The sequence below is a fragment of the uncultured Pelagimonas sp. genome (assembly GCF_947498515.1).
GTDB lineage: Bacteria > Pseudomonadota > Alphaproteobacteria > Rhodobacterales > Rhodobacteraceae > Pelagimonas.
The window spans coordinates 374,539-392,758 of record NZ_CANMKO010000001.1 but is presented as its reverse complement, the minus strand read 5'-3'; the positions used below and the strand labels follow the sequence as shown (position 1 = coordinate 392,758).

General features: G+C 56.5%; 19 protein-coding genes. 6 read left to right on the top strand and 13 right to left on the bottom strand.

What is annotated here, in order from left to right; translation table 11 throughout:
* Nucleotides 1-115: 115 nt before the first annotated feature.
* From Q1A43_RS02060 to Q1A43_RS02030, 7 genes are all read right to left on the bottom strand, one after another.
* Entirely contained in the window at nucleotides 116-898 is a 783-nt protein-coding gene (locus tag Q1A43_RS02060; protein ID WP_299921054.1) for a succinate dehydrogenase iron-sulfur subunit, read from the bottom strand.
* 9 nt (nucleotides 899-907) lie between these two features.
* A complete protein-coding gene (locus tag Q1A43_RS02055; RefSeq protein WP_299932032.1) occupies nucleotides 908-1,264 on the bottom strand; it encodes a hypothetical protein in 357 nt (118 codons plus the stop codon).
* Nucleotides 1,255-1,608, bottom strand: coding sequence for a hypothetical protein (locus Q1A43_RS02050; RefSeq protein WP_299932030.1), 354 nt, complete (start codon nucleotides 1,606-1,608; stop codon nucleotides 1,255-1,257). The genes Q1A43_RS02055 and Q1A43_RS02050 overlap by 10 nt, the downstream gene beginning before the upstream one ends.
* Nucleotides 1,608-3,410, bottom strand: coding sequence for a succinate dehydrogenase flavoprotein subunit (gene sdhA, locus Q1A43_RS02045; protein WP_299921059.1), 1,803 nt, complete (start codon nucleotides 3,408-3,410; stop codon nucleotides 1,608-1,610). Before sdhA ends, Q1A43_RS02050 begins: the two co-directional genes overlap by 1 nt.
* An 11-nt stretch (nucleotides 3,411-3,421) precedes the next feature.
* Nucleotides 3,422-3,793: a succinate dehydrogenase, hydrophobic membrane anchor protein gene (gene sdhD / locus Q1A43_RS02040; protein WP_299921061.1), complete on the bottom strand. Its 372-nt coding sequence runs from the start codon at nucleotides 3,791-3,793 to the stop codon at nucleotides 3,422-3,424.
* 10 nt (nucleotides 3,794-3,803) lie between these two features.
* Nucleotides 3,804-4,187 (bottom strand): succinate dehydrogenase, cytochrome b556 subunit, encoded by a 384-nt coding sequence (sdhC, locus tag Q1A43_RS02035; RefSeq protein ID WP_299921063.1) that lies wholly within the window; start codon nucleotides 4,185-4,187, stop codon nucleotides 3,804-3,806.
* A 353-nt stretch (nucleotides 4,188-4,540) separates the two neighbouring features.
* A complete protein-coding gene (locus Q1A43_RS02030; RefSeq protein WP_299932026.1) occupies nucleotides 4,541-5,065 on the bottom strand; it encodes an AAA family ATPase in 525 nt (174 codons plus the stop codon).
* A 332-nt stretch (nucleotides 5,066-5,397) separates the two neighbouring features.
* Here Q1A43_RS02030 and Q1A43_RS02025 point away from each other — a divergent pair, with 332 nt between their 5' ends.
* Nucleotides 5,398-7,533: a hypothetical protein gene (locus Q1A43_RS02025; RefSeq protein ID WP_299932024.1), complete on the top strand. Its 2,136-nt coding sequence runs from the start codon at nucleotides 5,398-5,400 to the stop codon at nucleotides 7,531-7,533.
* A gap of 164 nt (nucleotides 7,534-7,697) precedes the next feature.
* Here Q1A43_RS02025 and Q1A43_RS02020 read toward each other — a convergent pair whose 3' ends face one another.
* From Q1A43_RS02020 to Q1A43_RS02005, 4 genes are all read right to left on the bottom strand, one after another.
* On the bottom strand, nucleotides 7,698-8,726 hold the full coding sequence (locus Q1A43_RS02020) for a MaoC family dehydratase (RefSeq protein WP_299932023.1): 1,029 nt from the start codon (nucleotides 8,724-8,726) through the stop codon (nucleotides 7,698-7,700).
* A gap of 133 nt (nucleotides 8,727-8,859) precedes the next feature.
* The gene (locus tag Q1A43_RS02015; protein ID WP_299921073.1) at nucleotides 8,860-9,063 is read right to left on the bottom strand and encodes a DUF1737 domain-containing protein; all 204 of its coding nucleotides are present in this window, start codon (nucleotides 9,061-9,063) and stop codon (nucleotides 8,860-8,862) included.
* Between the two features lie 40 nt (nucleotides 9,064-9,103).
* On the bottom strand, nucleotides 9,104-9,649 hold the full coding sequence (locus Q1A43_RS02010; protein WP_299932022.1) for an NnrU family protein: 546 nt from the start codon (nucleotides 9,647-9,649) through the stop codon (nucleotides 9,104-9,106).
* A 39-nt stretch (nucleotides 9,650-9,688) separates the two neighbouring features.
* On the bottom strand, nucleotides 9,689-10,537 hold the full coding sequence (locus Q1A43_RS02005) for a CoA ester lyase (protein ID WP_299921077.1): 849 nt from the start codon (nucleotides 10,535-10,537) through the stop codon (nucleotides 9,689-9,691).
* Nucleotides 10,538-10,859: 322 nt separating this feature from the next.
* On the opposite strand from Q1A43_RS02005, the gene Q1A43_RS02000 reads away from it, so the two are divergent.
* Nucleotides 10,860-11,180, top strand: a complete 321-nt coding sequence (locus tag Q1A43_RS02000; protein ID WP_299921079.1) for a hypothetical protein — start codon at nucleotides 10,860-10,862, stop codon at nucleotides 11,178-11,180.
* A 98-nt stretch (nucleotides 11,181-11,278) separates the two neighbouring features.
* Here Q1A43_RS02000 and Q1A43_RS01995 read toward each other — a convergent pair whose 3' ends face one another.
* Complete coding sequence (locus tag Q1A43_RS01995; protein ID WP_299932020.1) at nucleotides 11,279-12,034, bottom strand: sulfite exporter TauE/SafE family protein; 756 nt, start codon at nucleotides 12,032-12,034, stop codon at nucleotides 11,279-11,281.
* 169 nt (nucleotides 12,035-12,203) lie between these two features.
* Here Q1A43_RS01995 and mdh point away from each other — a divergent pair, with 169 nt between their 5' ends.
* A complete protein-coding gene (gene mdh / locus Q1A43_RS01990) occupies nucleotides 12,204-13,166 on the top strand; it encodes a malate dehydrogenase (protein ID WP_299932018.1) in 963 nt (320 codons plus the stop codon).
* Between the two features lie 142 nt (nucleotides 13,167-13,308).
* A complete protein-coding gene (locus Q1A43_RS01985) occupies nucleotides 13,309-14,781 on the top strand; it encodes a hypothetical protein (protein ID WP_299932016.1) in 1,473 nt (490 codons plus the stop codon).
* Nucleotides 14,782-14,799: 18 nt separating this feature from the next.
* Here Q1A43_RS01985 and Q1A43_RS01980 read toward each other — a convergent pair whose 3' ends face one another.
* Nucleotides 14,800-15,828: a glycosyltransferase family 2 protein gene (locus tag Q1A43_RS01980; RefSeq protein WP_299932015.1), complete on the bottom strand. Its 1,029-nt coding sequence runs from the start codon at nucleotides 15,826-15,828 to the stop codon at nucleotides 14,800-14,802.
* A 218-nt stretch (nucleotides 15,829-16,046) separates the two neighbouring features.
* Between Q1A43_RS01980 and sucC the strand changes: the two genes are divergently transcribed.
* Entirely contained in the window at nucleotides 16,047-17,240 is a 1,194-nt protein-coding gene (gene sucC, locus Q1A43_RS01975; RefSeq protein WP_299932014.1) for an ADP-forming succinate--CoA ligase subunit beta, read from the top strand.
* 5 nt (nucleotides 17,241-17,245) lie between these two features.
* Nucleotides 17,246-18,127, top strand: a complete 882-nt coding sequence (sucD, locus tag Q1A43_RS01970) for a succinate--CoA ligase subunit alpha (protein ID WP_299921091.1) — start codon at nucleotides 17,246-17,248, stop codon at nucleotides 18,125-18,127.
* Nucleotides 18,128-18,220: the final 93 nt, after the last annotated feature.

The window sequence follows — 18,220 nt, the reverse complement described above, 5'->3', positions numbered from 1 at the left end:
CATATGGGTATCGGGCGTACCCTTTTTTCGGCATTGCGATGGCGAAGTTGCCAAAAAAGAAAACCCCGGCGACCAGATGGCCACCGGGGTTTTTAGGTTTCTGCTTCAAACGGCCTTAGACGTGGCGTTCGATCATCATCTTTTTGATTTCTGCAATGGCCTTGGCCGGGTTTAGACCCTTTGGACAGGTCTTGGCGCAGTTCATGATGGTGTGGCAGCGGTAGAGTTTGAACGGATCTTCGAGATCGTCCAAACGTTCGCCAGTGGCCTCATCACGGCTGTCGATGATCCAGCGGTAAGCATGCAGGAGCGCGGCTGGCCCGAGGTACTTGTCGCCATTCCACCAGTAGCTTGGGCAGGATGTTGAGCAGGACGCACACATAACGCATTCGTACAGGCCATCGAGTTTTTTGCGGTCATCAATCGACTGCTTCCACTCTTTGGCGGGGCGGTTGGTTTTGGTTTCCAACCACGGCATGATCGAGGCATGCTGAGCGTAGAAATGGGTCAGATCGGGGATCAAATCCTTGACCACCGGCATATGCGGCAGCGGGTAGATTTTGACCACGTCGGTTTCAACCTCATCCAGCCCGTAGATACAGGCCAGCGTGTTGATCCCATCGACGTTCATCGCACAGGACCCACAAATCCCTTCGCGGCACGAGCGGCGGAAGGTCAGCGTGGGGTCAACTTCGTTTTTGATCTTGATCAGCGCGTCCAAGATCATTGGCCCGCAGCTATCCATATCAATGAAATAGGTATCGACCTGTGGGTTTTTGCCGTCATCCGGGTTCCAGCGGTAGATCTGAAACTGGCGGACATTGGTCGCGCCTTCGGGTTTGGGCCAGGTTTTACCCGTACGAATTGTCGAGTTCTTGGGGAGGGTCAGTTCGACCATGTCTCTCTCCTATCGAAGCAAGGCTGGAAGGCCATCGGCCGCCAGACAAGTCAGCGTCTCGGGTTTGGAGACGATTTGGGTTACGATTTCCACGGTGGACGCGGTAGGACCGGCAACGGCATCAACGGCCAAGGCGCGGATTTGGGATGCGCTGGCGTTGTCGATGACACAATTGACCGCCGGTTCCACAGGAACGCCGGGGAATTTATCTTGGATCACGGGGGTGATGGCGCTGCGTGCAGCGTCGCGGGCGATCTCATCCTGCGCTTGCTGAGAGCAGGCGCTGAGACCAAACGCAACAAGCCCAACGACAGTCGCCTTTTGGGCAACCTTGAGGGCCGAGTTATGAATTGCACTTAGCGGCAAAGTAGAGTTCCCCGATACATGCCCCGGAAACCGGGAGGACAAGAGGTGCCATAAGCGCCATCAGCAAGGGTAATTGGCCCCTGAAAGCCCCAAGTGCGCGCAGCACAGGAATTGATATCCCGCGCCTGCCACTCGTTGACGACACCGCCCGCAATCACCCGAACAATCGGGTGATTTTTGTTATAGGTCGTCTCCATGTGGGTTTCGGCCCCAACAGGCGGAACCCCAAAGAGCCGGTCCTGACAAGCCATCAGAACCTTGCGCTGTTCGTCTTCGACAGAGCTGGCCAGTGCGGGTGTGGCAGCGGCCAGAACCAGAGCTGCTATGCTGAGGGCGCGGCGCATCAGAATGTCCGCGCTTTGGGGGCGATTTTGGCAACAGAAATGCCGCCTTCGTCCTCAGTGGTCAGCGGATCTTTGACGACGGGGCGATGCGAGAGCTCGACCTTTGCGCCATCAATGCGGCTGATGGTGTGAACGCGCCAGTTTTCATCGTCACGTGTCGAGAAATCCTCATGCGCGTGCGCGCCTCGGCTTTCTTTGCGGGCTTCGGCCCCAACGATGGTTGCCAAGGCGTTTGGCATCAGGTTGGTGAGTTCCAGCGTTTCCATCAGATCCGAGTTCCAGACCAGCGAGCGATCGGTGACTTTAAGGTCATCCAGCTTGCCGGCAATTTCGGTCATGGCGGTGACACCCTCGGCCATTGTTTTGGCGGTCCGGAAAACGGCCGCGTCACGCTGCATGGTTTTCTGCATGTCCAAACGCAGGTCGGCGGTTGGAATGGCACCGGTCGCATTGCGCAGCCCGTCAAAGCGGTCAAACGCCTTGTCGATTTCGGCCTTGGGCGCGGTTGGGACGGCACTATCGCGGTCGATCACTTTGCCAGCGCGGATCGCGGAGGCGCGGCCAAAGACCACAAGGTCGATCAGCGAGTTGGACCCGAGACGGTTGGCCCCGTGAACCGAGGCACAGCCCGCTTCGCCCACAGCCATCAGGCCGGGAACAATTGCGTTGGCGTCATCGGCGGTTGGGTTGAGCACTTCGCCCCAATAGTTGGTTGGAATGCCGCCCATATTATAGTGAACCGTCGGGATAACCGGGATCGGCTCTTTGGTGACATCAACGCCCGCAAAGATTTTCGCGCTTTCCGAAATGCCGGGAAGGCGTTCGGCCAAAGCTTCGGCAGGCAGGTGGCTCAGGTTCAGGTGAATGTGATCACCCTCAGTGCCAACACCGCGGCCTTCGCGGATTTCCATCGTCATCGAGCGAGACACGTAGTCACGCGGCGCGAGGTCTTTGTAGGTTGGGGCGTAACGTTCCATGAAACGTTCGCCTTCGGAGTTGGTGAGATACCCACCTTCGCCGCGCGCGCCTTCGGTGATCAGACAACCCGAGCCATAGATGCCGGTTGGGTGGAATTGAACAAATTCCATGTCCTGCATTGGCAGGCCCGCACGCGCCACCATGCCGCCACCGTCGCCGGTGCAGGTGTGGGCCGAGGTTGCCGAGAAATAGGCGCGACCATAACCGCCGGTCGCGAGGACAACGGTTTTGGCGTTAAAGACGTGGAAAGTACCGTCGTCGAGCTTCCAGCACAGAACACCTTTGCAAACGCCGTCTTCCATAAGGAGATCAAGCGCGAAGTATTCAATGTAGAATTCGGCGTTGTTTTTGAGCGACTGGCCATACAGCGTGTGCAGGATAGCGTGACCGGTCCGGTCGGCCGCGGCACAGGTCCGTTGAACCGGGGGGCCTTCGCCAAATTCGGTGGTGTGGCCGCCGAATGGACGCTGATAAATCTTGCCCTCTTCGGTACGCGAGAAAGGAACGCCGTAGTGTTCCAGCTCATAAACCGCTTTGGGGGCTTCGCGCGCGAGGTATTCCATCGCGTCGGTGTCGCCGAGCCAATCGGAGCCTTTGACGGTGTCATACATATGCCACTGCCAGCTGTCGGGGCCCATGTTGGAGAGGGACGCCGCGATGCCACCCTGCGCCGCAACAGTGTGCGAGCGGGTTGGGAACACTTTGGTCACACAAGCGGTGCGCAACCCTTGTTCGGCCATGCCGAGCGTGGCGCGCAGACCCGCGCCACCAGCACCAACAACCACAACGTCATAGTCGTGGGTTTCATATTGATATTCAGTCATATCTCAGTTCCTCACAGCGCGATCTTGGCGAGCGAAAACAGGCCAGCGCCCATCAGCGTGTAGCTGAGGCAGATTGTGAAAATGATGGCCGCCTTGCGGGATGAGCCGCGCAGATAGTCTTCGATCATCATCTGCGCGCCCTTGCGAAAGTGCTGCAGACCGACAATCAGAACCAGAGCGGTCAGGATGGCCGGGAACGGACGCGAGAAGGTGGCGAGCACCTCTTCATGCGTGCTGCCCAGCGCAGAGCCGAAGTAGAAGACAAAGGTTGGGATCAGCAGGGCCAGACCAACGGACGACACCTGCATATACCAATGATGTTCGGTGCCGGTGTGCGAGGCACCTTTGCCAACGGCGCGTTTGCGATCAGTTAGAAAACTCATGATAGCCCCCTCAGACCACAACGATGGTGAACAGAGCCAGCAGAACCGAGACGATCACGATGATCCAGCCCAGGTTTTCGGCGGTCTTGATATCAAGACCTTTGCCAGCGTCGAAATAGAGATGCCGCAAACCGGCAAGGTAGTGGTACCAGATCGCCCATGCCGACAGGGTGAAGATCAGATCGCCGAACCAAGAGGTGACGATGCCGTTCACGGTGGCATAGTATTCCGGAGATGTCGCGGCCGCGAGCAACCACCAAACCCCAAGGATCACGGCAACGATCAAGGCGTTCCCTGTGATGCGCGTCAGGATGGAGGTTACGGATGTCAGCTGCGGACGGTAAATAGTCAGATGTGGCGAAAGCGGGCGGTTGCCCCGGTTCACGTCGGCCATGATATGATGTCCTTTTCGTTCCCTTGCGTCTTTTCTACTGGTTTTTACACGCCTGTCACGCGCGTGGCGGCGTTTAAGGCGCGGTTTTTTGGCGCAATTGGCGGGTTTTTGTTAATTTGTGATCACTGGATTGGTCACTGTGATCACATATTGAGCGCTAACAGCGCTGCGCCGCGGCAAGAATAATTCCGAGTTATTTAATCGGATATTCCAAGGGGATTCGCCGGAGGTGTCGGCTCAGTTTCGATCAACTTTCCATTGAGCACTGTTGCTAGCACAAGTTGGAGAAAACGTGGATTGGGCAACCCGTTTTTTGAAATGGAAAATGCCCAAGGTCTACTTCGAGCCCAGACCTACCGAACTGACGACCTCAACGTTTCCATTTCGCATGCAATAGTTTCGGCACATTCTTTGATGCTACTGACATGCGTGTCCACAATAAGTCGGCCAGTGTGCCACTGTTCGAATTTACGTTTAGACACTGACTTCCAATCAGGGGCTACAAGCCCCTCGATGTCGCTGTTGCGGGCCTCGACACGTTGCCGATGGACATCTGTATCTGAGCAGATGACTTCCACATTTAGGAGTTGAGCAGTGGCTGCAGCAGCGGTTGACGCCCACAACTCCCTAGTGATTTCAATTGGGTTAACTGTATCTGCGATTACGTCTAATCCAAGCAGGAGATTGTCTTTCGCGATTGAAGCGATTGCCAAATAACCTGCATCCTCTGCGGCGTGAATGTTTAGGACGCTTCTTTTGAGCGCGGCCTCCACAGAATCCACGCGAAGATGTACAGCCTTGCTTCGCGCCGATAAGCTCTTCGAAATTGTTGTCTTGCCGACTCCGGGAAGCCCCGAAAGAGAAACTAATATCGCCATTCGATCAGGATAGGACGAACCCCGCATGAACAGCAACTAGGTCCCGCTCTGCCGTCATCCGGCACGTGAAATCATCGACTTACCCGACGAAACTTGTCAGATGTCGGTTCTGAGCCCAAAGTGACCAATGCTTCTTGCGTAGCGAAGGTCTGATTTCCACTAGTTACATCTATCTCTAATCCACCATTCCGGTTCCGGGGCTGACCGGGGACTATCTGATCCCTTGATGCCGCCGAGTTTGACCGATTGGGCAAAATTGGTAGTGTAGGTGTCAAAAAAACCAAGGCAGAGGGTGCGCTCTGTCTCCATTTTATGAAGAAAGAGATTGAACCATGGTCACACTCACCGGCACCAGCCTGACACTTACCGACACGCTTGTTGATACGGCCGCACTTCGTCTGAACTGGGCCTATCATAGCACCACTGCGGTTATCGGAGGCGTCACCTACGTCTACATCTCAAGTCTTTCTGAAGATGCCATTCAGGTGGCAACACTGTCTGACGATGGACAGCTCACGCCAGTTGGCGTGGTGGATGACACTGCAGGTATGGCACTAGATGGCGTATGGCGGCTCGAGACGTTTGAGGTCGGCGGCACTCAATTCCTCGTGGCCAGTGGCCAGGTCGACTCGGGCATCACAGTCTTTGCCCTTTCAGGCGGAGCCCCTTACCTGACCTTTGCGGACCGCGCCTTCAATTCGGACGATCCCGACTTCAACCTCGGTGGTGCTGTAGGTCTTGAAGTAATGAGCCTTTCGGGGGGAACTTTCATCTACGTGGGAGGATCAACTGGACTGAGTGTTTTTTCAGTCGGCCCCACTGGCGGGCTCACCAATGTTCAGAACATTGATGATGACGCTACCTTGGAGCTTAATTCCCCCCAAGGTATGGATGCGTTTGAACTGTCGGGCACGCAATACCTGGTCACTACAGGACGCAATGACGATGGTATTTCGGTGTTTGCCGTAAACCAAAGTACCGGAGCCTTGACATCTGTTGTGAATGTAGACGGAAACGCGACATCAATCCTGGACAGCCCGCGTAATGTGGAGGTCACCGTTATTGACGGTATCGCCTATATGTACGTCACCGAGGCCGATGATGACGCCGTAACCGTTATGGCCTTCGATGGGAGCAACCAACCCACTGTCGTGCAGCGTCTTGTCTCCCCCGGACTTCTGAACTTTGCAATCGCCATGGAACTCATCGAATTGGGGGATCGCCTGGTCCTTGCGGTCACGGCAATGAGCGGTGACCAAGTACATTTCTTCGAAATTGACGCGGACCCGCTGGGAGGGAATGTCGGCACCCTGACCCGTCTTCAGACGCTCACCGACAATACCGGAGAAGGGCTTTTGGACGCTGCCGTTAGCGCCGAACAGGTGACAATTGGCGACACGACCTTTCTTGTGATCACGACTCAAGACGACGACTCCGTCAACGTCTATGAAATCGGCGGCGGCGATGATGCGGTTGACGGCACCAATTCGGCTGATGACCTATCGGGCGGCAGTGGCGATGACACGCTGACGGGGTTGGGCGGCAACGATACGTTGGATGGCGGCGCGGGGTCTGACACGCTGGAGGGCGGGTCGGGCAACGACACGCTGATGGGGGGCGGGGATGATGATGATCTCTCCGGCGGATCCGGCAATGACACCGCTCAGGGTGGAGACGGAGACGACAACCTGATGGGCGGCTCGGGCGATGACAGCCTCGAAGGCGGCGACGGATCAGATGGCATTCTGGCAGGCTCGGGCAACGACTTTGTCCGTGGTGAAGATGACAGCGACTGGGTGCGCGGCGGGACGGGCAATGACACCCTCACCGGCAACAACGGCGAAGACACCCTGCGCGGCGAGGACGGCAACGACCGTATGTTCGGCGGCAATGACAACGATACGCTGGCTGGCAACGCGGGCGATGATTATCTGCGCGGCGGCAATGGCGACGACATGTTTTATGGCGGCACCGGGGCCGACGACATGGACGGCGAGGCGGGCAATGACACGCTCGACGGGGGCCTGGGCGATGACCTTGTCCGCGGTGGCGACGATGACGATGAGCTCAACGGCAACCGCGGCGCGGATACGCTGGTGGGCAACTCGGGCGATGACATGATCTTTGGCGGTGCCGATGACGATCGGATCATCGGCGGCACGGGGGCGGACACGATGACTGGCGACGGTGGGGCCGATACCTTTGTGTTCAGCAACGTGAACCAGAGCCTGCATTCCGGCCCGCGCGATGTGATCACCGATTTCACCGCAGGCACGGATATGATCGACCTCTCGGGCTTTGCCGGCACGCTGACCTTCGTGACGAGCTACACCGGGGCGGGCAACGAGGTGCGTTACAACGACAGCATCGGGCGGCTGTACATCGACGTGGACGGCGACAGCGCGTCCGATTTCTCGGTCGATTTGGGCGCAGGGGCAGGCTTGACGGTGAGTGATCTCATTTTGTGATCACCACAACCACTTACCAGACATTGTAGCAAGTTCAGCGAACGGCCGTTTTGTCCCGCGACGCTGTCATCCGAACGGACACCGAGTGGCCTTACCCAAAGCAACTGCGCCCACCTTTTTGGTGAGCGCAGTCCTTGTTCGGTATGTTCCCCAATGGGGGCGGATCACATCGGCATCAGCGCCCAATAGTCGAGGTCGAGCAGGACGTCTTTGTTGTATTTGCCATCTTCGCCGCGCAGCGTGAAGGGCTCACCGCCTTTGGTCGCGACAAGACGCAGGCGGATGGCCCCAACACCCGGAGCAGAGGTCGGTTGTTTGTCGAGCACTTCGGACCAGGCTTTGATTGTCAGACCAGAGAAACAGGGGTTGGCATGGGCCCCGCCATTGAGGCCAACGATCATTTGCGCATTGGCCAGCCCGTTAAAGGACAGCGCCCGCGCCATCGAAATCACGTGCCCACCATAGATAAGACGGCCCTCGGGGCGGAAGGTCAGGTCGAAATGCACTTTGGCAGTGTTCTGCCAAAGGCGCGTCGCCATCATGTGTTCGGCTTCTTCGATCGTGACACCATCAACGTGGTCAATGGTTTCGCCGATCTCATAGTCGCCCCAGCGATGCGGTTCTCCCGCCAGATGGAAATCGTAGTTGGAGAAATCGAGCCCCTCGGGGATGGTGAGATCTTCGACCGACAGAACCTTTTTCAGATCGGGCACAACGGTTTCGGGCGCGGGCGCATCAACATCGCGTTTGCGGACCATGACCCAGCGGACATAATCCATGACGGCTTCGCCCATCTGGTTGATGCCACGGGTGCGCACCCAAACCACACCGGTCTTGCCGTTGGAGTTCTGTTTCAGCCCGATAACCTCGGAGACCGAGCGCAGTGTGTCGCCCATAAACACCGGCTTGAGCCAGCGACCTTCGGCATAGCCAAGATTGGCCACCGCGTTCAGCGACACATCGGGAACGGTTTTGCCAAAGACGACGTGAAAGGCGGCGAGATCGTCAAGTGGGCTTTCCTCAAGCCCGCAATCACGGGCGAATTCATCAGAGGAATAGAGCGCATGGCGGGCCGGATAGAGCGCATGATAGAGCGCGCGTTCGCCCTCCCCCACTGTCCGGGGCACAGCATGGGCAATGACCTGCCCGATTTTGTAATCTTCGAAAAAGTGCCCTGAATTGGTCTTGGCCATGGCTTTGTGCTCTCTCTTTAATTTTTGCCCTACCGCTGACGCAATGTGAGGGCGTGATATGTGCCCTACCGCGTCGCTACCTTAGGGCGTGTGTGTATGCCCCGCCGCCAACGTGGCAGCGGGGCAATGGCGGTTAGTGTTCGCCCAGTTTGGTGTCCGGGGTATAGGTGCCCTCGACCTCTTTGATTACGGCTTGACCACAGCGCATGACACCATTTGCGGCGTCAAAGGCATAGGTCGGATCGCCATGGAGCACCCAGCCCTTGTTCAGGGCATCGGTGACTTTGTGGCAAAAGGCCGATGTGTCATCGGCGGTGAGTAGTCGGTACAGTTTCATGTCTCTCCTCTCTTCCAATGGCCGCTTAACCAAAGGCCGCTCATCCAAACGCCGCTGGGCCGAGCAGACCGTGGATGTAGCCAATGATCACCAAAAGCAGGACCGAGATCGCAAAGAACATACCGTCTTTGGCGATTGCGCCTTTGGCGGGTGGGGTCCAGTTTGGTTCGGCTTTGTTGATGATCGCCATCTCGGCCAAGGCCCAGACCAGCAAACCACCAAAAAGGATAAAGGATTCAACGTCGCCGTTAACCAACAGGTGCGCGATAGCCCAAAGCGCAAAACCGGTCAGCATCGGGTGACGCATTTTGTAAAAGATCGCCCCCTTGGATGGTCCCGGGCTGGTGAAATAGAGCGCAAAGATCAAGATCAGGTTGTTGATCCCCACCATTGCAGGGCTACGCCCCCAAAACACGGCCCCATCGGCCATGCGGTATCCCAACACCATCAGAACAATCGAGACGACAATGGCAATTGCAACCGCGCCTTTGCCCTTGTCGCCCATCGCGGCGCGTTTTTCCGGCATCAGCCGTTTAAAGAAATGTGCGCCCGCCCAAAGCAGGACACCCAGTATCAACAATAGCATGGCATTTCTCCCGTTCGCTTTGCTGAGCGCACATTCCTCTTATTCTGTTAGCGCCGCAATAGCGTCGGCCTTGGCCAATGTCTTTTTGGCGGTTTCCACATGCAGGTTTTCGACGATCTTGCCGTCAACCACGGCAACGCCCTGCCCTTCGGCCTCGGCAGTGGTAAAGGCCTCGATCTGACGGCGGGCGAGATCAATCTCGGCATCCGAGGGGGCAAAGGCGGCATTGGCGACGTCAACCTGCGCCGGGTGGATCAGAGTTTTGCCATCCATGCCCATGTCGCGGCCTTGGTCACATTCATCTTTGAGACCATCGGCATCTTTGAAGGCATTATAGACGCCGTCGACAATGATACAGTCAGTGGCCTTAGCTGCGAGAAGGCACAGACCCAGCCCCGGCATCATCGGCAAACGGTCGGCGCGAAAGCGGCTGTTGAGCTCTTTTGCAAGGTCATTGGTGCCCATCACCATGCCGACCATCTTGGGATGTGCGCCAATTTCGGCGGCGTTCAACATGCCGCGCGGCGTCTCCATCATCGACCAGATCGGTTTGTCACAGAGCTTGGCCAACTCATCAAGCTGTGCGGCGCTTTCAACCTTGGGGAGCAGAATGGCGTCGCAATCCATGTCATTCACCGCACGCGCATCATCGGCACCCCATTCGGTATCAAGCCCGTTGACGCGCACGATACGGGTGCGATTGCCGTAGGATTGCGTGAGCGCCGCTTTGAGCGTTTCGCGCGCGGCGATTTTTTCACCGGGGGAGACGGCGTCTTCGAGGTCAAAAATGATCGCGTCGATGGGCAGCGTGCGGGCCTTTTCCAACGCGCGCTCTTTGGAGCCGGGGATATAGAGAACCGAACGGTAAGGGCGGGCGCGCATGTCCATGAGAATCTCTCCTAGAAGACCTGTGAGTAATAATCTTGCGCGCAGATGGCCCGTTTTAGCGGAAATGTTCAAGGGAAAATGTGCCGCAGTGCAGAAAAGTGACGCAAAGACGAGCGGAGGATGTAGCATTTACGTTGCATTTGAGGCAACGCGCGCCGCGTTAACCTTTTTTTGGCGGCTCACACAGAAACTGATCCTCATGCCGACAAAAGCGGCTGCGGCGGCTCCGCAACAGGACCGCCACCTTGAACGAGGGGACTTCATCCGGCCTCGGGCAACGCCAAAGATGCGACTGCCCGGAGCCAAGCCGAAAGGTGACACTATGACGGAGAAATTTGCAAAGGTTGCGATGCTGAGCGCGGGTCTGTTTCTGGGCGCAGCAACATTGGTAGAAGCACAAGGTGCACAAAACTGTGCCCCGCGTGACAAAGTGGTCGAACGTTTGGCGATCAAATACGGCGAAACCCGCCAAAGCATGGGTTTGGGAAGCAACAATGCCGTGATGGAAGTTTTTGCATCGGTTGATAGCGGATCATGGACCATCACCGTAACCATGGCGAATGGTGTCACCTGTCTGGTTGCCAGTGGCCAAGCCTTTGAAGAACTTGCAGAAGCGCTTCCTCCTCAAGGTGATCCAGCCTAGTCAAGCCGAACCTTTCGGACAGGGGCGCGGCCACGCGTCCTGCCCCACCTCCGAAACAACGGGGGTTGCCCAAGACGATAACATCGCCAATCGGTTCGTTACGTCAGAGCATCCCAAACCAATTTGGCCCCGGTAAATGTCAGGGCCACATAGGTTATTCCGAAAAATACCCGGTCCGAGACATAATCATGGGCCCGGATGCCGATCCAAGTGCCGATCAAGGCAAATGGGATTAAAGCCAAATCCAACAAAAGCGTCTCGCGGGTGAAGATGCCCATTGAGGCATAGAACCCAGCTTTGAAGAAGTTGACCGCCCAAAACACCAGAACCGTTGTGGCCTGATAAGTGCCTTTGCTAAGGCCCTGCCCCAGCAAATAGACCGCCGCCGCTGGCCCGCCGGCGTGGCTGACAAAACTGGTGAACCCAAGGGCGACCCCCGAAATCAAACCCGTTTTGGTCCCGAATCGCGCCTCGCGTAGGCGGATTAGCCCGTATTTCTGCGCGGCTTGCCACAGAACAAAGAACACACAGACCAAACCAATCACCATGCGGATCATGTCTGGATTGGCGATTGAAAAGAAATACGCGCCCATAAAGGTGCCCGGAACCGCACCAATCATGAGCACCTTGGCCGCTGGCCAATCCCACTTTTTCCAATAGGTTGGCAGCGATGCAACGTCGATCAACATCAACAGCGGCAACATCAATGCAACCGCCAAAGCGGGATCAATGATCAAGGCCAGAATCGATGAGCTTGCAAAGGCCACGCCGGACCCGAATCCGCCCTTTGACACCCCGGCAAAGACCACCGCAGGAATTGTGACTGCAAAAACCGACAGGGAGAAAAGCTCCACCTTTGTCTCCTCAAACATGTGCTAATACATAGCTTTATCGTGAAAATTGACGCAATAACAGACCGGCTATCGCCAGACCGCGCGCACACGCCGCAACGCAGCACCCTTGCGCGAAGCGGCGTAAAGGCTTACCCACTCGGCAAAATTCACGTAAGTCGGAGAATTATCCATGGCACGACCCAAGATTGCCCTTATCGGCGCAGGTCAGATCGGTGGCACACTTGCCCACCTCGCGGCAATGAAAGAACTGGGCGACGTCGTTCTGTTCGACATCGCCGAAGGCACCCCCGAAGGCAAAGCATTGGACATCGCCGAATCCGGCCCGTCCGAAGGTTTTGACGCCAGCCTGAAGGGCACTCAGGACTACGCCGACATCGCAGGCGCAGATGTTTGCATCGTAACAGCCGGTGTTCCACGCAAGCCCGGCATGAGCCGTGACGACCTTTTGGGTATCAACCTGAAGGTTATGAAATCGGTCGGCGAAGGCATCCGCGACAACTGTCCCGATGCGTTTGTAATCTGTATCACCAACCCGCTGGACGCCATGGTTTGGGCCTTGCAGCAATTCTCGGGTCTGCCCGCAAACAAAGTCTGCGGCATGGCCGGTGTTCTGGACAGCGCCCGCTTCCGTCACTTCCTTGCCGAAGAATTCAACGTGTCGATGAAAGACGTCACCGCGTTTGTTCTTGGCGGCCACGGCGACACCATGGTTCCTTCGGTTCGTTATTCGACCGTTGGCGGCATTCCTCTGCCTGATCTGGTCGACATGGGCTGGACCACACAAGACAAAATGGACGCAATCGTTCAGCGTACCCGTGACGGTGGCGCAGAAATCGTTGGCCTGCTGAAGACCGGTTCGGCCTTCTACGCGCCTGCGACCTCGGCGATTGAAATGGCCGAAGCCTATCTCAAAGACCAAAAGCGCGTTCTGCCTTGTGCCGCCTATTGTGACGGCGATCTGGGTCTTGACGGCATGTATGTTGGCGTTCCAACCGTGATCGGTGCCGGCGGCGTTGAGCGTATCGTCAACATCAAGCTCAACAAAGAAGAGCAAGCGATGTTCGACACATCGGTCAAAGCTGTTCAAGGTCTGGTCGAAGCCTGCAAAGCGATCGACAACTCGCTGGCATAAGCCACAGAAACAGCAAACGAACACGGGGCGTGCCATCATCGGCGCGCCCCTTTTTTTGTGGCGGACACTCTTGTCAGGTTGTTTAATCTAGGCGAGGCACAATCTTTTACGAACAATGTTCATTTTCTGTAGGGAGTTTTTGGTGTCCTATTTCAAAACCTTAGTTTTTTCTATTGGGCTAGCGGCCGGTGCGACCACCGCACTTGCCGAACAAAGCCCCAGCCTAACCACCCGCATTTCTACGCTTCAGGCAACGGATGCGTCACAAGGGTTTGAACTGGGGATGATGCAAACGCTTCGGGCGGTCGAAACTGCATTGCAGGCGCGCTACACCTATGGTTTTGGCCGCTCAATCCGCACCCTTCCGGTTTTTCGGCTAGGCCTTCCCGAACAAAACCCAACACCGGAACAGGCGTCGCCAAACACGCTGGCGGACATCACCAAGACCCTTGTTGCCAATCTTGCGATAGCGCGGACGACATTAGAAAACGCCGACGCGCAGCCTTTTGACATGACGATCAATGAGCTTTGGCTCGACGTGAATGACAACGGACGGCACGATCAAGGCGAAGGCGTTTTTGCATTGCTGGCCCCGGCGGTTTTGGGGCGCGGTGCGGATAGCATGCCGCAAGACGCGATCACCGTGCGCTTTGACGAGGCGGACGCCGAATGGCTCTTGGCCTATACGCATCTTTTGTCCGGCGTCGGGAATGCCATATTGGCGTTTGATCCGAGCGAAAGCATTGCTGGGCTTGCAACAGACCGAGCAGCATTAGAAAATGCGCCTTCGATTTCAAATTTCTATGATCCCGCAGTCGTGAAAGCCGAGATCGGTACCCTTCAAGCCAAGTTAAATGAGATTGAAGCGCAGATTGCGCTATTGGAGGCAAAAAGAACCACGCTCAGTAACCAAATATCCGACTTGGGAAAGAAAATTCGGTCAAGCGATAATCCAGAGGAAAAGGCAGAGTTCAAACGACAGCAGGAGCCAATTAGTGAAGCTAAGACGGATTTGTGGGATCAAATTCGGGCTTTGCGCGCATCAGCAGCCCTACTGCGTGGGGAAATCAGAGCGGCGCGAGCCAAACTGGACGACACGCCATCCATGCATGTTAACCAGTTTATCGGAGCGAGCGAATGGGACGCTATTTATATCTTTTTGCACAGTTTGCGTCAGCAACCCGATGTGGAACGGGTTCATGCAGTGCGCGAACACTGGCGTGCGATGATCGCGCATAATACCAAGTTTTGGGAGGCTGTGTCATTGGAGACGGATAATACGCGGGAATGGATTCCAAACCCAAATCAAACCTCGGCTCTTGGCCTAACAGTCAACGCCGAAACCGCGCGGGCGTGGCAACGTATTTTGGCGGATGCCGATGCGGTGATGAACGGGCAGCTTTTGGTCAACATGCCCAACCTCCCCGACGGTTTGAAACTCAATGTCGCGGCCTATTTCGACGACCCCGCTCCGTTGGATTTACTGGAATGGCTGCATGGGCGCGGCGCGTATAAATATGCCGCCAAAGGGCCAAGCATCACCGACCAAAGCTGGCGCGCATTTAAACGGTTGACGCAAGGCCGCGCCGGAAGCTTTGCTTTGTTTTTCAATTAAGCGGCTGGTGCGCTAAACTTAGTTTTGATCTTGGACCAATTCGGCAAGTTTAGGATTGGCGGCAATCAAGTCGCGATCAAAGGGGGTCGGGCTTAGGTCCGGCACCTCACCCAAAACATCGCGAATAACCGAGCGCGGGTCAAATCGCTCTTCCAAAAGCAACCCAAAGCCGCGCAGCCGATCTAGGCGCGCGGCGTCAAATTCCTTCATCTCGGCATGAAATTCCACGATTGCCTTGGGGTCCTTGGCGATGTCACTCATGATTTCGATCTGGGCGCGGCGGTGGGCGGCGATGGAGAGTTCGGACGGGTCGTAATCGGCATAGCGCAGCAGTTTCATCAGCCAGTTGAGCGGCGTCAGCCCATCAAAATGCAAAATCCGCGTCGACGTGGAGTTGTACCGCACAGCCCGATTGCGATCCTTGCCGCGATAGGCCCAATGGATGCCGATTTCGTAATCTTGCCCGCGCGGCACAGCGCATTTTCCGGCGGAGTGGCCCAGCATCCCATGCACAAGCAAGGGGAAGTGATCGCCAAAGATGATCTGATCGTTGATCACCCCATCCTGACGCCGGTTCAACCCTTTGGTCGAGGTGCGGAACAGACCGGAAAAGAAGGTCTCTTGCGGCTCTCCGGCGACAAAAATCCGCTCGGCGGGTGAAAAGGACAGCTCGCAATTCAGTTCTGCGACATAGGCCAGTTCCTGACCCAAGGGCCGCGATTGAATCAAAAACTCATCCGCATCCATATGGATCAACCAATCACAGCTACAACGTTTCAAAGCATGATTTGCGTTGAGCGCCTGACGGCGGCGGATGGTCGCAGGCTTGCGCTTGACCGGAGCGACGTCGCGCCAATGCGATTTGTCGCAGCGGGTCACACGCAGGCCTGGCATCACTTGCAATTCGGCCGCAATCGGATCATTCGGATTGTCGAGATAAACATGTATCTCATGGGCACCTGTGCCCAAATGCCAAGCCAGGTTGGACAAAAGCAGGGCGCGGGGCTCTTTGACCGTCATAACGATCCCCCAAGTCAGCTCTTTCATTCTACCTCCTGCCTGCATTGTGATCACAGGCTAATCGCCCGTTGATTCCCTGCCAAGCGCTAACATATTTTTAACTTGTGATCACAGGTTCAAAAAGTGTGATCACAAATGTCGAAAACTTGCCCTAAATCGCTACCTGCGGCAAAATTTCGTTTAACTCCTGCTGCTAGACCAGCCTAAACCAGTGCAAACCGCAGCAAAACGGGGGATACCATCCCATGAATATCCACGAGTATCAGGCCAAGGCGCTACTGCGCAGCTACGGGGCGCCAGTCTCGGACGGTCGCGTTGTTCTGAAGGCGGAAGACGCCAAAACCGCCGCCGGCGAAATGGACGGCCCACTTTGGGTTGTCAAAGCGCAGATCCACGCAGGTGGTCGCGGCAAAGGCACCTTCAAAGAAGCCGACGCCGGTGACAAAGGCGGTGTACGCCTTGCCAAGTCTGTTCAAGAAGCCGCTGAAGAAGCGCAAAAGATGCTGGGCCGCACATTGGTCACGCATCAGACCGGCCCAGCGGGCAAGCAGGTCAACCGCATCTACATCGAAGACGGTTCCGACATTGACCGCGAGCTGTACCTTGCTCTGCTCGTTGATCGTCAAACATCGCGCGTCTCGTTCGTTTGCTCGACCGAAGGCGGCATGGACATCGAAGAGGTCGCGGCAAGCACCCCTGAGAAAATTCTGTCCTTCTCGGTTGATCCGGCCACCGGTTACCAGCCGTTCCACGGCCGTCGCGTTGCCTTCTCTTTGGGCCTCAAGGGCGCTCAGGTTAAGGAATGCGTCAAGCTGATGGGCATCCTCTACAAAGCCTTCATGGAAAAAGACATGGAGATGCTTGAGATCAACCCGCTGATCGTCATGCCGGGCGGCTCGCTCAAGGTTCTTGACGCCAAGGTTGGTTTTGACGGCAACGCCACCTACCGCCACCCAGATATCGCCGAGCTGCGCGACGAGACCGAGGAAGATTCCAAGGAACTCGAAGCGTCCAAATACGACCTGAACTACATCGCGCTTGACGGTGAAATCGGTTGTATGGTGAACGGCGCGGGTCTTGCGATGGCCACCATGGACATCATCAAACTCTACGGTGCTGAGCCTGCGAACTTCCTTGATGTTGGCGGCGGTGCCACCAAAGAGAAAGTGACCGAAGCGTTCAAGATCATCACCAGCGACGACAACGTCAAAGGCATCTTGGTCAACATCTTTGGCGGCATCATGCGTTGTGATGTGATTGCTGAGGGCGTTGTTGCGGCCGTCAAAGAAGTCGGCTTGCAGGTTCCGCTTGTTGTCCGTCTCGAAGGTACCAATGTTGACGAAGGCAAGGCCATCATCAACGGCTCGGGCCTAAACGTTATTGCGGCCGACAACCTGTCGGACGGTGCAGAAAAAATCGTTAAAGCGGTTAAGGGCTAAGACACATGGCAATCCTCGTAGACGAAAACACCAAAGTGATCTGTCAGGGCCTCACCGGCTCGCAGGGCACATTCCACTCTGAACAGGCCATCGCCTATGGCACCAAGATGGTCGGCGGCGTAACACCGGGCAAAGGCGGCAATTCCCATTTGGGTCTGCCGGTTTTTGATAGTGTGCACGAAGCCAAGGCCGCGACCGAAGCCAATGCTTCTGTCATCTATGTGCCTCCTCCCTTCGCGGCGGATTCGATCCTCGAAGCGATCGACGCCGAGATGGAGCTTATCGTTTGCATCACCGAAGGCATTCCGGTGCTCGACATGATGCGTGTGAAACGCGCGCTGGAAGACAGCACAAGCCGTCTGATCGGCCCCAACTGCCCCGGCATCATCACGCCAGATGCCTGCAAAATCGGCATCATGCCCGGCCACATCCACAAGCGCGGCAGCGTTGGTGTTGTGTCGCGCTCCGGCACCCTGACTTACGAAGCGGTTAAGCAGACTGCTGATATTGGTCTGGGCCAGTCGACAGCCGTTGGCATCGGCGGTGACCCAATCAAAGGCACCGAGCATATCGACGTTTTGGACATGTTCCTTGACGATGATGAGACGCATTCGATGATCATGATCGGTGAAATCGGTGGCTCTGCAGAAGAAGAAGCCGCTGAGTTCCTTGCTGAGCAGCGCAAAAAAGGTCGTTGGAAACCAACGGCTGGCTTTATCGCTGGTCGCACGGCCCCTCCCGGCCGCCGCATGGGCCACGCTGGCGCGATTGTTGCCGGTGGCAAAGGTGGTGCCGAAGACAAGATTGAAGCGATGAAATCCGCTGGTATCGTTGTTGCCGACAGCCCCGCCACACTTGGCGAAGCCGTTTTGAAAGCAATCGGTTAAGCCATTTGGCTATAAGACATGGTGCAGGCCGGGCATAACGCCCGGCCCTCGCCACACATAACAGCCTTGTGACAGGCACTTGTCAGAACGAGT

What these genes read in the sequence shown, in the direction of transcription:
- sdhD (WP_299921061.1), bottom strand. Translation starts at nt 3,793, where the DNA reads ATGAGTTTTCTAACTGATCGCAAACGCGCCGTTGGCAAAGGTGCCTCG.
- Q1A43_RS02050 (WP_299932030.1), bottom strand. Translation starts at nt 1,608, where the DNA reads ATGCGCCGCGCCCTCAGCATAGCAGCTCTGGTTCTGGCCGCTGCCACA.
- sdhC (WP_299921063.1), bottom strand. Translation starts at nt 4,187, where the DNA reads ATGGCCGACGTGAACCGGGGCAACCGCCCGCTTTCGCCACATCTGACT.
- Q1A43_RS02015 (WP_299921073.1), bottom strand. Translation starts at nt 9,063, where the DNA reads ATGAAACTGTACCGACTACTCACCGCCGATGACACATCGGCCTTTTGC.
- Q1A43_RS02010 (WP_299932022.1), bottom strand. Translation starts at nt 9,649, where the DNA reads ATGCTATTGTTGATACTGGGTGTCCTGCTTTGGGCGGGCGCACATTTC.
- sdhA (WP_299921059.1), bottom strand. Translation starts at nt 3,410, where the DNA reads ATGACTGAATATCAATATGAAACCCACGACTATGACGTTGTGGTTGTT.
- Q1A43_RS01980 (WP_299932015.1), bottom strand. Translation starts at nt 15,828, where the DNA reads ATGAAAGAGCTGACTTGGGGGATCGTTATGACGGTCAAAGAGCCCCGC.
- Q1A43_RS02000 (WP_299921079.1), top strand. Translation starts at nt 10,860, where the DNA reads ATGACGGAGAAATTTGCAAAGGTTGCGATGCTGAGCGCGGGTCTGTTT.
- sucD (WP_299921091.1), top strand. Translation starts at nt 17,246, where the DNA reads ATGGCAATCCTCGTAGACGAAAACACCAAAGTGATCTGTCAGGGCCTC.
- sucC (WP_299932014.1), top strand. Translation starts at nt 16,047, where the DNA reads ATGAATATCCACGAGTATCAGGCCAAGGCGCTACTGCGCAGCTACGGG.
- Q1A43_RS02030 (WP_299932026.1), bottom strand. Translation starts at nt 5,065, where the DNA reads ATGGCGATATTAGTTTCTCTTTCGGGGCTTCCCGGAGTCGGCAAGACA.
- Q1A43_RS02060 (WP_299921054.1), bottom strand. Translation starts at nt 898, where the DNA reads ATGGTCGAACTGACCCTCCCCAAGAACTCGACAATTCGTACGGGTAAA.
- mdh (WP_299932018.1), top strand. Translation starts at nt 12,204, where the DNA reads ATGGCACGACCCAAGATTGCCCTTATCGGCGCAGGTCAGATCGGTGGC.
- Q1A43_RS02020 (WP_299932023.1), bottom strand. Translation starts at nt 8,726, where the DNA reads ATGGCCAAGACCAATTCAGGGCACTTTTTCGAAGATTACAAAATCGGG.
- Q1A43_RS02005 (WP_299921077.1), bottom strand. Translation starts at nt 10,537, where the DNA reads ATGGACATGCGCGCCCGCCCTTACCGTTCGGTTCTCTATATCCCCGGC.
- Q1A43_RS02025 (WP_299932024.1), top strand. Translation starts at nt 5,398, where the DNA reads ATGGTCACACTCACCGGCACCAGCCTGACACTTACCGACACGCTTGTT.